The following is a 13,582-nucleotide window of genomic DNA, read 5'->3' as shown; positions in this document are numbered from 1 at the left end:
ACGGGCGCGCACCTGCGCAGTAAGATGCGCCCCGCATTCGGTGATTGGCGCAGCCTGGTAGCGCACTTCGTTCGGGACGAAGGGGTCGGAGGTTCGAATCCTCTATCACCGACCAAATTTAAAACCCTGCTCAACGAGCAGGGTTTTTTGCATTTGTAGCCGTGAGGATGAGAACCTCCGGGGGCAAGAGGTTCGACTCGAGCAGCGCGAGAGAACGTTGCAACAGCAACGGCCCGCAGGGCGAGCCACGAAGTGGCGAGTAGTCCTCTATCACCGACCAAATTTAAAACCCTGCTCAACGAGCAGGGTTTTTTGCATTTGTAGCCGTGAGGATGAGAACCTCCGGGGGTAAGAGGTTCGACTCGAGCAGCGCGAGAGAACGTTGCAACAGCAACGGCCTGCAGGGCGAGGCACGAAGTGGCGAGTAGTCCTCTATCACCGACTAAAAACTTACCTTCATTTCATCTGCAAAAATTGTGCACCACTTCCCACTGACAGTTAACGATTCTGTGACATATTCCATTGTCTTTTTTTATATTAGCTTGAATCTTTTTTTGCGTTACTTATGGCTGAACCTAGCATTTTCCGCTGTGCGTTTTAACGTTCATGGTATTAATCGCTCAGATATGCAGCATTAATTTAGAAATTTTTCATAATCTGCATAAATGTTAATCACCAAATGTTGCTAAATATGAAGATATTTATTCTGGCATAGTACGCGTAGCACAAATTTCCCTGCTGAAAATATCAGTCTGCACTTTTTTTAATCTTTGTTTGCGAATTCTCACCCTTGGTGTAAATCACGGTTACCTGTATTGACGTTTTCACATTCTGTTGACAGATTGTAGGGCATGAGGGGCATTTCATGGAGAATCCGCACTGCAACTCAGTCGCTTATGTGAACGGAATCCCTATCCTCTTAACGCCGACCCGGCCGGGTAAAAAACAAAAAAGGCCAGGCGGTGCAAACCCACTGCAAAGGGTAAAACAACAAACATCACATTTGGAGCAGAAGAATGAGTATTTCCTTGAAGAAGTCAGGGATGCTGAAGCTTGGTCTGAGCCTGGTGGCTATGACCGTCGCAGCAAGCGTACAGGCTAAAACTCTGGTTTATTGTTCAGAAGGATCTCCTGAAGGCTTTAACCCACAGCTTTTCACCTCTGGTACCACTTATGACGCCAGCTCAGTGCCGATTTATAACCGCCTGGTTGAATTCAAAACTGGTACGACTGAAGTTATTCCGGGCCTTGCTGAGAAGTGGGAAATCAGCGAAGACGGTAAAACATATACCTTCCACCTGCGTCAGGGTGTGAAGTGGCAGGACAATAAAGAATTTAAACCAACGCGTGATTTTAACGCCGATGACGTGGTGTTCTCTTTCGATCGTCAGAAAAATGCTCACAACCCGTACCATAAAGTGTCTGGCGGCAGCTATGAATACTTCGAAGGAATGGGCCTGCCAGACCTGATAAGCGAAGTGAAGAAAGTTGACGATAAAACCGTTCAGTTCGTGCTGACGCGTCCTGAAGCGCCGTTCCTTGCGGACCTGGCTATGGACTTCGCCTCTATTCTTTCCAAAGAATATGCTGACAACATGCTGAAAGCGGGCTCCCCGGAGAAAGTGGATCTGAACCCAATCGGTACCGGTCCGTTCCAGCTGCAGCAGTACCAGAAAGACTCCCGTATTCTGTATAAAGCATTCGAAGGCTACTGGGGCACCAAACCACAGATCGACCGTCTGGTCTTCTCCATTACGCCTGACGCTTCTGTGCGTTATGCCAAACTGCAGAAGAATGAGTGCCAGGTAATGCCATACCCGAATCCGGCTGATATCGCACGTATGAAGCAGGATAAAAACATCAATCTGATGGAGCAGGCGGGTCTGAACGTTGGCTATCTCTCTTTCAACACCGAGAAAAAACCGTTTGATGACGTGAAAGTCCGTCAGGCGCTGACCTACGCGGTGAACAAAGAAGCAATCATCAAAGCCGTTTATCAGGGTGCAGGTGTTGCTGCGAAAAACCTGATCCCACCAACTATGTGGGGCTACAACGATGACGTTAAAGACTACAGCTACGATCCAGAGAAAGCCAAAGCGCTGCTGAAAGAAGCGGGTCAGGACAAAGGCTTCACTGTTGAGCTGTGGGCAATGCCGGTACAGCGTCCGTACAACCCGAACGCACGCCGTATGGCTGAGATGATCCAGGCTGACTGGGCGAAAATTGGCGTTCAGGCCAAGATTGTCACCTACGAGTGGGGCGAGTACCTCAAGCGCGCCAAATCTGGTGAGCACCAGGCCGTTATGATGGGCTGGACCGGCGACAACGGGGATCCGGATAACTTCTTCGCTACGCTGTTCAGCTGTGCAGCAGCGAAAGATGGTTCCAACTACTCTCGCTGGTGCTACAAGCCGTTTGAAGATTTGATTCAGCCGGCGCGTGCGACCGACGATCACAATAAGCGTATTGAACTCTACAAACAGGCTCAGGTGGTGATGCATGACCAGGCTCCGGCACTGATTATCGCTCACTCCACCGTATATGAGCCGGTGCGTAAAGAAGTCAAAGGCTATGTGGTTGATCCATTAGGCAAACACCACTTCGAAAATGTCTCTGTCGAATAATTAAAAGCAAGCCAGGCCGCGTTACGTACCGTTAAGTCGGACCCGCGTAACGCGATCTGGCAGTAATGCTTTATCTCCTTCTCGCTTGAGGGGGAGATAAGATTTGTGAGCAATACAGACGTGCTGTCACCAGGCTGCACGTCATTAGAGAGAATCCGGGTTATGTTGCAGTTCATTCTCCGACGTTTGGGACTCGTCATCCCCACGTTTATCGGTATCACTCTTCTCACCTTTGCCTTCGTCCATATGATCCCCGGTGATCCGGTGATGATCATGGCAGGTGAACGTGGTATCTCCCCTGAGCGCCATGCTCAACTCTTAGCTGAACTCGGTCTGGATAAGCCGATGTGGCAACAATACCTCCATTATATTTGGGGGGTGATGCATGGCGATTTGGGTATCTCACTGAAAAGCCGTTTACCGGTGTGGGAAGAGTTTGTGCCTCGCTTTAAAGCGACGCTGGAGTTAGGCGTCTGCGCCATGATTTTTGCTACCGCAGTGGGAATTCCAGTCGGTGTACTCGCTGCTGTTAAGCGTGGTTCCATTTTCGACCATACCGCAGTTGGCCTGGCTCTGACCGGTTATTCCATGCCTATCTTCTGGTGGGGCATGATGCTGATCATGCTGGTCTCCGTGCAGTGGAATCTGACGCCTGTTTCCGGGCGGGTAAGCGACATGGTGTTCCTTGATGATTCCAATCCACTCACCGGTTTCATGCTGATCGACACCGCCATCTGGGGTGAAGAGGGCAACTTCATTGATGCCGTGGTGCATATGATCCTGCCTGCGATGGTGCTGGGGACAATTCCGCTGGCGGTGATAGTGCGTATGACCCGTTCGTCAATGCTGGAGGTGTTGGGTGAAGATTATATTCGCACTGCTCGCGCCAAAGGTTTGACGCGGATGCGTGTAATCATCATTCATGCGCTGCGCAATGCCATGCTGCCCGTCGTGACCGTTATCGGCCTGCAGGTCGGTACGCTGCTGGCAGGGGCAATCCTGACCGAAACCATATTTTCGTGGCCGGGTCTGGGGCGCTGGCTGATTGATGCGTTGCAACGCCGCGATTATCCGGTTGTGCAGGGCGGCGTATTGCTGGTGGCGACGATGATTATTCTCGTCAACCTGCTGGTAGACCTGCTGTACGGCGTGGTGAACCCGCGTATTCGGCATAAGAAGTAAGGGGCCATCATGTCACAGGTTACTGAAAATAAAGTTATTACTGCACCGGTGCCCATGACCCCGTTGCAGGAGTTCTGGCACTATTTCAAACGCAACAAAGGTGCGGTTGTTGGGTTGGTATACGTTGTTGTGATGATCCTGATTGCGGTCTTTGCAAACGTCCTCGCGCCGTACAACCCGGCTGATCAGTTCCGCGATACGCTGCTGGCTCCGCCTGCATGGCAGGAAGGCGGTACGATGGCGCATTTGTTTGGTACGGATGACGTAGGGCGCGATGTGTTGTCTCGCCTGATGTACGGTGCTCGTCTGTCGCTGCTGGTCGGCTGTCTGGTGGTAGTACTCTCCTTGATGATGGGAGTGGTCCTGGGGCTGGTTGCGGGCTACTTCGGCGGTATTGTTGATAACATCATCATGCGCGTAGTGGATATCATGCTGGCGCTGCCGAGCCTGTTACTGGCGTTGGTGCTGGTAGCGGTATTTGGTCCGTCTATCGGTAACGCCGCGCTGGCGCTGACGTTTGTGGCATTGCCACACTATGTGCGTCTGACGCGCGCCGCCGTACTGGTGGAAGTCAACCGCGACTATGTTACCGCTTCCCGTGTGGCGGGGGCCGGAGCGATGCGCCAGATGTTCGTTAATATTCTTCCTAACTGTCTTGCGCCGCTGATTGTTCAGGCGTCGCTCGGCTTCTCTAACGCCATTCTCGATATGGCCGCGCTTGGCTTCCTTGGCATGGGTGCGCAACCGCCGACGCCGGAGTGGGGCACCATGCTCTCCGACGTGTTGCAGTTCGCGCAAAGTGCATGGTGGGTCGTGACCTTCCCGGGTCTGGCGATCCTGCTGACGGTGCTGGCATTTAACCTGATGGGTGACGGTCTGCGTGACGCGCTCGATCCCAAACTGAAGCAGTAAGAGGTTCGAGATGGCGTTATTAAATGTAGATAAATTATCAGTGCATTTCGGCGATGTGGGTTCCGAGTTCCGCGCTGTAGACCGCATTAGCTACAGTGTAAACCAGGGTGAAGTGGTTGGCATTGTGGGGGAATCCGGCTCGGGTAAATCCGTCAGCTCGCTGGCGATTATGGGGCTGATTGACTACCCTGGCCGCGTAATGGCTGAGGCGCTGGAGTTTAACGGTCGCGACCTGAAGCGTATCTCTGAGAAAGAGCGCCGTCAGTTGGTGGGCGCAGAAGTGGCGATGATCTTCCAGGATCCGATGACCAGCCTGAACCCGTGCTATACCGTTGGCTACCAGATTATGGAAGCCATAAAGGTTCATCAGGGTGGTAACAAGAAAACCCGCATTCAGCGGGCGATTGACCTGCTGACGCTGGTGGGCATCCCCGATCCCGCCTCGCGTCTGGATGTTTATCCGCACCAGCTTTCCGGTGGTATGAGCCAGCGTGTGATGATCGCGATGGCGATTGCCTGCCGTCCGAAGTTGCTGATTGCCGATGAACCGACAACGGCGCTGGATGTGACCATCCAGGCGCAAATCATTGAGTTGCTGCTGGAGCTACAGCAGAAAGAAAATATGGCGCTGGTGTTGATTACTCACGATCTGGCGCTGGTGGCTGAGTCGGCGCACAAAATCATTGTGATGTATGCGGGCCAGGTGGTGGAAACCGGGGCTGCGCACGATATTTTCCGCGCTCCTCGGCATCCGTACACTCAGGCATTGTTGCGTGCGCTACCGGAGTTTGCCCAGGATAAAGCGCGTCTGGCATCGCTGTCGGGCGTGGTTCCGGGTAAATACGATCGTCCGAACGGCTGTCTGCTGAACCCGCGCTGCCCGTATGCAACGGATAAGTGCCGTAGCGTTGAACCGGAGCTGAACATATTGGGCGACGGTCGCCAGTCGAAATGCCATTACCCACTCGATGATGCCGGGAGGCCTGGGCTATGAGTACGCATGATGCCACCTCGCAACAACCATTGTTGCAGGCAATTGACCTGAAAAAACATTACCCGGTGAAGAAGGGCATGTTCGCTCCGGAGCGCCTGGTGAAAGCGCTGGACGGTGTGTCTTTCACCCTTGAACGCGGTAAAACGCTGGCAGTGGTCGGAGAGTCAGGCTGTGGGAAATCGACGCTCGGTCGCCTGCTGACGATGATTGAAGTTCCAACCGGCGGTGAGCTGTATTACCAGGGACAGGATCTGCTTAAACACGACCCGCAGGCGCAAAAACTGCGTCGACAGAAAATCCAGATTGTGTTCCAGAACCCGTATGGTTCTCTGAATCCGCGTAAAAAAGTGGGGCAGATTCTGGAGGAGCCGTTGCTGATCAACACCTCGCTCAGCAAAGAACAGCGTCGTGAAAAAGCGCTGGCGATGATGGCGAAAGTGGGTCTCAAAACTGAGCACTATGACCGCTACCCGCATATGTTCTCCGGCGGTCAACGTCAGCGCATCGCGATTGCCCGTGGTCTGATGCTTGATCCGGACGTGGTGATTGCCGATGAACCTGTTTCCGCGCTCGACGTATCCGTACGCGCACAGGTACTGAATCTGATGATGGATCTGCAGCAGGATCTGGGGCTGTCCTATGTCTTTATCTCCCACGATTTGTCGGTAGTGGAACATATTGCCGATGAAGTCATGGTGATGTACCTCGGCCGCTGTGTGGAGAAAGGAACCAAGGATCAAATCTTCAATAATCCGCGTCATCCTTATACGCAGGCTTTGCTCTCCGCGACGCCACGGCTGAACCCGGATGACCGCCGGGAGCGTATTAAGCTGACCGGCGAACTGCCAAGCCCATTGAACCCACCGCCGGGCTGCGCGTTTAATGCCCGTTGCCGCCGTCGTTTTGGTCCTTGTACTCAGCTACAACCCCAGCTTAAAGACTATGGTGGTCAGTTGGTGGCATGCTTTGCCGTCGACCAGGATGAGAACCCACAGCAATAAACGTGGGTTATGACCTGATAACCGGAGCCTTGTGCTCCGGTTTTTTATATCTTTGTTTTTATCCCCACAGTGTGAGGTCATTGGCAGAACATTCTGCCGTGTCGGCTAGAATGTGTTCAGTACTGTAAGCATCACAGAAATATCTACTTCGCAGTTGCTAACTATTTGGAGCAAATGTGGTTACGATACGCTGGGATATTAAAACAATTGACCGCCTGTCTATGGTTGAGGACGTTCTTAAGGAGTTCTCTTTCTGTGACATTAATATCATTTCAATGAAAGTGACGACGGGCAGGATCCTGATTAAGTCGTGGTGTCGTCAACTGCAGGATATTTCTGGCGTTGAATCTCGTTTAAACCAGCGTACTGATATTATTAACGTTGCCTGGCTTTCTGAAGAGATTGCAGGGCTATCGTCACCGGATCTGACTCGCCCGCGTTATTTTTCAGACATTATTTGCAGCAGCCAGAGCATGCAGTTGCTGATTGAAAAGGCGATCAGAATCGCGGATAGCAAATATACCGTTTTAATCCGGGGTGAAACCGGTACCGGAAAAGAGCTGCTGGCCCGGGCTATCCATAATTCCGGGCATCGGCGCTTTTACCCGTTTATTCCCGTTAACTGCTCAGCGTTACCAGAGGCGCTGATGGAAAGTGAATTCTTCGGCTATGAAAGAGGGGCCTTCAGCGGTGCTGACTGCAAAGGTAAAAAGGGGCTGTTTGAAATGGCTGATAAAGGCACCCTGTTTCTGGATGAATTTGGTGAAATGCCGTTGAGTTTACAGGCTAAATTGCTGCGTGTTCTTCAGGATGGCGGGATACGTCGCGTTGGTGGGGCACAAATTATTCCAGTAAATGTGCGCATTATTGTGGCAACTAACGCAAATCTGGAGGAAATGGTCGAACAACGCCTGCTACGGGCCGATCTTTATTATCGTATTAACGTGCTTTCCCTCACCATTCCTCCTTTACGGGAGCGCCCGCAGGATATCAGCCAACTTATTCGCCATTTTGTGCAGAAATACGCAAAGGAATTCCAGCGACGTCTGATTCTGGATAAAGCCTGTTTTGAGGCATTGCATCATCACGCCTGGCCGGGAAACGTTCGCGAGCTGGAAAACACTATTATTCGTCTGATGCTGATGGCGGAATCCGATGTTATTACCAGAGAGGATTTGGGGATGACAAATATGCCATCGGCTAAGCAGGTCCATGCCGAGCGCCCTTTTAAAGAGCAAGTTCAGTACGCTGAGCGTCAGCTAATCGAGCAGATGGTTGAAGAAAATGTCTCGTCGCGGCATATTGCCAAAGCGTTGGGGGTATCTCATACCACGGTACTGAATAAAATCCGCAGCTATCAACTGGAGAGTGTGAGTTAAGCGCCGCCAGGATTTGACGGCGCACAATGCGGACTATTCAATCAGTTTCAATAGCGGCGACAGACACAGCAAAATTCCGTACAGCAGGATAAGCCAGGTTTTCAGCCCGCGTAGTTTTTCCAGTTGCGTCACTTTATAGATCAGGAAAAACGGAATAATGCACGAAACGATACCGTAAAGTGGGCTGCCCATCTGGAAGAATACCAACACCGACACGCGGAATGACACCCAAATAACCAGTGTTGTTACGATAAACGCGCAAATACCCAGAGTTAAAACCAGCGGGTTAATTTTCTCAACGTCGATTACGCGCCCCAGTACGTTAAGAATAATGCCCTTAATCGCTTCATGGAACCCCAGATAAATACCGAAGAATGCAGTCAACACGGCAAAGATATTTAATACCGTTGAGGTAATATGGATGATTTGTCCTGGAATAACCTGAGCCGCCAGTGCCAACGCAGAAATATTCTGCTCGAAGGCCGATACAGCTTCTTCATGGCTAATGGAAAAGGTAAATGAAAACGAGAAGAACAGGATCACCGCAATCAGCGTAATGTAACTGATTCGATGGGTGCGAATGGCCATGCGTGTAGCCAGTATTCTGTCAGACACCCGTTTGCGGTAGGCGATGTTCATTGGGTTCAGCACCTGAATAAACACCGCCGAAAAGAAGCAGAATGGGATGGTCAGCAGTACGTCACGAAAGAACACTGACGCCTCTGGGAACGCACTGATATTGCTAAAATTCCAGTGTGGAACCATCGCAAAACCAAACACAACGATGATACCCACTTTCACCACTACCATTGGACCGGAGATCTTGAATAGCAGCTTCTCCCCACCGGAGGCAATAGCAACCAGTACAGCAAAAATAGCTACTTTATAGATGATCGATTGTGAAAGATCGGCATCAGTCAGCCCGAAGGTTTTTATATATGAAGCGCTGTCAAAAACAACGGATAATGAATATATAAATATACCATGGATAATCATCAGGAAATAAATAACACCGAGAAACACTCCCCAGTTTTTTCCCAGGTAATGACTAATAATATCGGTGTAGTCATTGCAGGTTTCGCTTTCTGATAATGTTTTTAAATAAATATCCTGCACAATATAGGTTGCTGGGTAGGCAATAATAAATGCGACAATAAATACCCAAATACCTGTCAGGCCAATTTGTACTGGCATCAGTACCGTTCCGGCACCAATTGCCATGCCGATGCAGAGTAGCACCCAGCCAAAATCGTATTTCGTGAACGGTATTTTTTGTGAGAATGGTACGGCGGTTGCTGTATTGTTGCTTAATTGTAATGTGTTGTCCTGCATAGAACCCCCTGCCCAAAATACCCACTCTCCCTGAAAAAGGATTGTGCGTATAACCTGGCTGTTGTGCCTTGATTCTCAACGACCTGAACCGAGCGGCGTCGGTTCAGGTCGTAATGGTCAGAATGTTGCCTTTCTGATGGCGTGTTCAAGGTCGTTAATAATATCTTCTGGATCTTCAAGACCTACAGAAAGACGGATAAGTCCGTCGGTAATACCTGCTTTAAGCCGTTCCTCTGGCGCAACGGGCGAATGTGTCATAGACGCTGGGTGCTGAATGAGGGTTTCGGTATCACCGAGACTGACCGCGAGGAGGCACAATTCTACAGAATTGATCATCCGTCTGCCAGCCTCCAGGCCTCCGGCGATTTCGAAGCTGATAATTCCTCCCGGCAGACTCATCTGGCGTTTACCCAGCTCATACTGCGGGTGTGAAGGCAGGCCAGGATAATAAACTCGGGTAATAGACGGATGACCTTCCAGGAAGCGAGCAATTTTTAACGCGTTTTCACAGTGGCGTTCCATACGAATGCCCAGCGTTTTAACACCACGCAGCGTCAGCCAGGCGTTGAAGGGGCTCATACAGCCGCCGGTGATATCCTTCAGCCCGACGAATCGTGCCTGGTCGATAAAATCCTGCTTGCCAACAATGATGCCGCCAATCACGTCTCCGTGACCGTTGATATATTTGGTCACACTGTGCACCACGATGTCGGCACCTAACTGCAGAGGCTGCTGACAGTATGGCGACATAAAGGTGTTATCCACGACCAGCAATGCACCTTGTTGATGGGCTATGCCAGCCACCGTTTCAATATCGACCAGTGAGAGCGTTGGGTTGGCTGGCGTTTCGATATATACCACTTTAGTTTCCGGGCGCATGGCAGCACGGATTTCATCGGGTTTTGCGGCGTCAACGAAGCTCACGTTAATACCGAACTTCGGCATGCTGTGGGACAGAAAAGCATGAGTACAGCCGTAAATTGCACTGGCGGAAACGATATGATCGCCCTGCTGGCACAGGGTCAGCAGTGACGTTGTGATGGCTGAGATACCGGATGCGGTTGCCAATGCGGCGTCGCCTTTTTCCAGTACCGCCAACTTTTTCTCCAGCGCGTCGGTGGTGGGGTTACCCAAACGGGTATAAATGTACCCGGACTCCTCGAGCGCAAAGCGGGCGGCACCTTGTTCGGCGCTGTCAAAAACAAACGTTGAAGTCTGGAAAATAGGCGTACTAAGCGCGCCAGTGGAAGGATCGGGTTGTTGCCCCGCGTGAACGATCTGAGTATTGAATCCGTAAGTACGACAGTCAGACATGATATCTCCTTTAATTCGGAACAGAACAGCTCACACTCAAATAGCAATCGCTGTGCCATAAAATGAACCTATGGATATCAATACATTAGATAAATCGCTGTTTAGTAAGTTGTCAGGAAAGTTGCCATCTGGCAAAAAACTTTCCAGCCATGAAGGATGTGCGCGTACAAGTCTGATTGCGAAGCTTCACGCAGACTGAGTTATGGTGGGGTGATAGGCCGTAATTGTTGACGTAGAATCCGCGGCAAGCCGGACTCGTCCGGTGAGGCGCAATGTTGCGGGGGCTTGATCCCTGGCGGCATAGGTTGCTGGAACGAGAAAACCCCCGCACGTTGTTTGGTATAAACCGGCAACATAACGGGGGCTAACTTGAATCCAGACAATTCAAGAATAGCCGCGAAAAGTTGCCATTGCAACACAGGCGGTTATATGACGCTCGCGCAGTTAGGCATTCCCTTCTGGCACGATCTGGTTGCTTCGGTCATCGCTGGCATTACTGCCAGTCTGATTGTGAACTGGCTGCGTAACAGAAAGTGACAGGGCTTATGGGCGTCAGCCTGCTGTAATGGAAATATGCGCCCGGACCAGGCCGCAGGGATAAACCTTGCGGCCTTTTTCGTCTTTATTGCAGGTAAGTTCCATCGCTATGTGGCTAACCTGCTGCGATAATGCGTGCGGGGAAGTTTTCAGATAGCGCCTCTCTTAATACGGCTACGATCGGGTATACTCTGACGGCAGTTTCGTCTATCCGTGGAGAGTCAGTTTGCGTGTCAGTCGCTCGTTAACAATTAAGCAGATGGCGATGGTTGCGGCCGTTGTCATGGTGTTTGTTTTTATTTTTTGCACCGTTTTGCTGTTTCATCTGGTACAGCAGAATCGCTACAACACGGCTACGCAACTTGAAAGCATCGCTCGCTCCGTCCGTGAACCTCTGTCGGCCTCTATTCTGAAAGCGGATATCCCCGAAGCGGAAACGATTTTAAGCCGAATTCAGCCCGCGGGCGTGGTCAGCCGCGCTGATGTTGTCCTGCCTAATCAGTTTCAGGCATTACGGATGAGCTTTATTCCCGAACGCCCTGTCCCGGTGATGGTGACTCGCCTGTTTGAACTGCCGGTACAGATTTCATTGCCGGTCTATTCTCTTGAGCGCTCCGCCAACCCGCAGCCTCTGGCGTATCTGGTTCTGCAGGCGGATTCGTATCGCATGTACAAATTCGTTATGAGCACGCTCTCAACGTTAGTGACCATTTACTTACTTTTGTCCTTAATATTGACGGTGGCAATCTCCTGGTGCATTAACCGTTTGATTGTGCATCCGTTACGCAAAATTGCTCGCGAGTTGAACGATATTCCTCAACAGCAGCTGATTGGCTACCAACTGGCGTTACCACGCCTGCATCAGGATGATGAGATTGGCATGCTGGTGCGCAGCTATAACCTGAATCAGCAGATGGTGCAGCGCTACACTGAAGAACAAAACGACCATTCGATGCGGTTCCCAGTTTCTGATCTACCCAACAAGACCTTTCTGATGGGGCTACTGGAGCAGGTCGTTACCCGCCAGCAAACCACGGCGCTAATGATTGTCACCTGTGAGACCCTGCGTGATACCGCGGGTGTATTGACCGAAACCCAGCGGGAGATCCTGTTGCTAACGCTGGTCGAGAAACTGAAATCGGTGCTGGCGCCCAGAATGGTGCTGACCCAGGTGAGTGGCTATGACTTTGCCATTATTGCACACGGTGTGAAGGAACCCTGGCATGCGATTACATTAGGTCAGCAAGTACTCACTATCATGAATGAGCGGCTGCCTATTCAAAGCATTCAGCTACGTCCAAACTGCAACATTGGAGTGGCGATGTATTACGGTGACTTGAGTGCTGAACAGCTATACAGTCGCGCACTCTCGGCAGCATTAACCTCGCGTCGCAGAGGTAAAAACCAAATTCAGTTCTTTGACCCGCAGCAAATGGAAGAAGCACAGCAGCGTTTAACGGAAGAGAATGACATTCTTACCGCACTGGATAATCAGCAGTTTGCGCTTTGGATACAGCCACAGGTAGAGATATCCAGCGGTAAGATGTTGAGTGCAGAAGCGTTATTGCGGATCCAACAACCGGACGGAAGCTGGGAGCTGCCGGAAGGGTTAATCGACAGGATTGAATCCTGCGGTCTGATGATAACGGTCGGCTACTGGATACTTGAAGAGTCCTGTCGCCAGCTTTCCGCCTGGCAGGAGCGTGGCCTGATGTTGCCGCTGTCGGTGAATCTTTCGGCGTTGCAACTGATGCACCCGAGTATGGTGTCTGACCTGCTGGAACTGCTAAACCGCTATCGTATTAAGCCAGGCACATTGATTCTGGAAGTGACCGAAAGCCGACATATCGATGATCCGAACGCCGCTGTGGCTATTTTGCGGCCACTGCGTAATGCGGGTGTACGTATCGCGTTGGATGACTTTGGCATGGGCTATGCGGGGCTTCGACAGCTGCAACACATGAAGTCGCTGCCGGTAGATGTGCTCAAAATCGATAAGATGTTTGTTGAAGGATTACCGGAAGACAGCAGCATGATCACTGCAATTATTCAGTTGGCCCACAGCCTCGATTTGCAGATGATCGCCGAAGGTGTCGAAACCGAAGCGCAGCGAGAGTGGTTATCGCAGGCGGGAGTGGAAGTGGCCCAGGGATTCCTGTTTGCCCGTCCGGTTCCGGCAGATATCTTCGAAGAACGTTATTTAACGAAGGAATGGCCTGATTACAAAAGTTAAAAAAGGTAGCGCTTGTGCGAGCCAGCTCAAATTTTTTAACATTTTTGTATCAATTATGATCTTTGTACATTTCT

General features: G+C 51.0%; 11 protein-coding genes, 1 tRNA gene and 2 other RNA genes. 12 read left to right on the top strand and 2 right to left on the bottom strand.

Annotated elements, in window-relative coordinates; translation table 11 throughout:
• Window positions 1–38 precede the first annotated feature (38 nt).
• The 10 genes from SK36_RS20725 to SK36_RS20695 all read left to right on the top strand — a co-directional run bounded on the left by SK36_RS20725 (window position 39) and on the right by SK36_RS20695 (window position 8,092).
• Window positions 39–115: transfer RNA gene (locus SK36_RS20725), tRNA-Pro, on the top strand.
• Between the two features lie 32 nt (window positions 116–147).
• Window positions 148–280, top strand: a non-coding RNA gene (locus tag SK36_RS24110) — RtT sRNA.
• Between the two features lie 32 nt (window positions 281–312).
• Window positions 313–445, top strand: a non-coding RNA gene (locus tag SK36_RS24105) — RtT sRNA.
• Window positions 446–865: 420 nt separating this feature from the next.
• On the top strand, window positions 866–1,102 hold the full coding sequence (locus tag SK36_RS24890; protein ID WP_162604169.1) for a hypothetical protein: 237 nt from the start codon (window positions 866–868) through the stop codon (window positions 1,100–1,102).
• Entirely contained in the window at window positions 1,017–2,624 is a 1,608-nt protein-coding gene (dppA, locus tag SK36_RS20720; protein WP_048223024.1) for a dipeptide ABC transporter periplasmic-binding protein DppA, read from the top strand. The genes SK36_RS24890 and dppA overlap by 86 nt, the downstream gene beginning before the upstream one ends.
• Before the next feature lie 162 nt (window positions 2,625–2,786).
• Window positions 2,787–3,806: a dipeptide ABC transporter permease DppB gene (dppB, locus tag SK36_RS20715; protein ID WP_045448668.1), complete on the top strand. Its 1,020-nt coding sequence runs from the start codon at window positions 2,787–2,789 to the stop codon at window positions 3,804–3,806.
• 9 nt (window positions 3,807–3,815) lie between these two features.
• Window positions 3,816–4,718, top strand: a complete 903-nt coding sequence (dppC, locus tag SK36_RS20710; protein WP_045448666.1) for a dipeptide ABC transporter permease DppC — start codon at window positions 3,816–3,818, stop codon at window positions 4,716–4,718.
• A 10-nt stretch (window positions 4,719–4,728) separates the two neighbouring features.
• Window positions 4,729–5,712: a dipeptide ABC transporter ATP-binding protein gene (gene dppD / locus SK36_RS20705; RefSeq protein WP_045448664.1), complete on the top strand. Its 984-nt coding sequence runs from the start codon at window positions 4,729–4,731 to the stop codon at window positions 5,710–5,712.
• Entirely contained in the window at window positions 5,709–6,713 is a 1,005-nt protein-coding gene (dppF, locus tag SK36_RS20700) for a dipeptide ABC transporter ATP-binding subunit DppF (RefSeq protein WP_045448662.1), read from the top strand. The genes dppD and dppF overlap by 4 nt, the downstream gene beginning before the upstream one ends.
• A 176-nt stretch (window positions 6,714–6,889) precedes the next feature.
• Window positions 6,890–8,092, top strand: coding sequence for a sigma-54 interaction domain-containing protein (locus SK36_RS20695; RefSeq protein ID WP_045448660.1), 1,203 nt, complete (start codon window positions 6,890–6,892; stop codon window positions 8,090–8,092).
• 33 nt (window positions 8,093–8,125) lie between these two features.
• Here the strand turns inward: SK36_RS20695 and SK36_RS20690 are convergent, their stop codons facing one another.
• Window positions 8,126–9,424 carry an SLC5/6 family protein gene (locus tag SK36_RS20690; protein ID WP_045448658.1) on the bottom strand — a complete coding sequence of 433 codons (1,299 nt, stop codon included), beginning with the start codon at window positions 9,422–9,424 and terminating at the stop codon, window positions 8,126–8,128.
• A gap of 117 nt (window positions 9,425–9,541) precedes the next feature.
• Window positions 9,542–10,738, bottom strand: coding sequence for a methionine gamma-lyase (gene megL, locus SK36_RS20685; RefSeq protein ID WP_045448656.1), 1,197 nt, complete (start codon window positions 10,736–10,738; stop codon window positions 9,542–9,544).
• A gap of 429 nt (window positions 10,739–11,167) precedes the next feature.
• Here megL and SK36_RS24785 point away from each other — a divergent pair, with 429 nt between their 5' ends.
• Both SK36_RS24785 and hmsP read left to right on the top strand, forming a co-directional pair.
• Window positions 11,168–11,275, top strand: a complete 108-nt coding sequence (locus SK36_RS24785) for a type I toxin-antitoxin system toxin Ldr family protein (protein ID WP_048223020.1) — start codon at window positions 11,168–11,170, stop codon at window positions 11,273–11,275.
• A gap of 226 nt (window positions 11,276–11,501) precedes the next feature.
• Window positions 11,502–13,508 carry a biofilm formation regulator HmsP gene (gene hmsP / locus SK36_RS20675; protein ID WP_071829050.1) on the top strand — a complete coding sequence of 669 codons (2,007 nt, stop codon included), beginning with the start codon at window positions 11,502–11,504 and terminating at the stop codon, window positions 13,506–13,508.
• Window positions 13,509–13,582: the final 74 nt, after the last annotated feature.

This window comes from Citrobacter sp. MGH106 (assembly GCF_001037495.1).
Classification (GTDB): Bacteria; Pseudomonadota; Gammaproteobacteria; order Enterobacterales; family Enterobacteriaceae; genus Citrobacter; species Citrobacter murliniae.
The sequence above is the reverse complement of the archived record's forward strand: the minus strand, read 5'-3'. Positions and strand labels throughout refer to the sequence as shown.

Bases quoted from the DNA above. Each gene is read 5' to 3' on its own strand.
- dppF (WP_045448662.1), top strand. From the start codon at position 5,709: ATGAGTACGCATGATGCCACCTCGCAACAACCATTGTTGCAGGCAATT.
- SK36_RS24785 (WP_048223020.1), top strand. From the start codon at position 11,168: ATGACGCTCGCGCAGTTAGGCATTCCCTTCTGGCACGATCTGGTTGCT.
- dppC (WP_045448666.1), top strand. From the start codon at position 3,816: ATGTCACAGGTTACTGAAAATAAAGTTATTACTGCACCGGTGCCCATG.
- SK36_RS24890 (WP_162604169.1), top strand. From the start codon at position 866: ATGGAGAATCCGCACTGCAACTCAGTCGCTTATGTGAACGGAATCCCT.
- dppB (WP_045448668.1), top strand. From the start codon at position 2,787: ATGTTGCAGTTCATTCTCCGACGTTTGGGACTCGTCATCCCCACGTTT.
- dppD (WP_045448664.1), top strand. From the start codon at position 4,729: ATGGCGTTATTAAATGTAGATAAATTATCAGTGCATTTCGGCGATGTG.
- megL (WP_045448656.1), bottom strand. From the start codon at position 10,738: ATGTCTGACTGTCGTACTTACGGATTCAATACTCAGATCGTTCACGCG.
- dppA (WP_048223024.1), top strand. From the start codon at position 1,017: ATGAGTATTTCCTTGAAGAAGTCAGGGATGCTGAAGCTTGGTCTGAGC.
- SK36_RS20690 (WP_045448658.1), bottom strand. From the start codon at position 9,424: ATGCAGGACAACACATTACAATTAAGCAACAATACAGCAACCGCCGTA.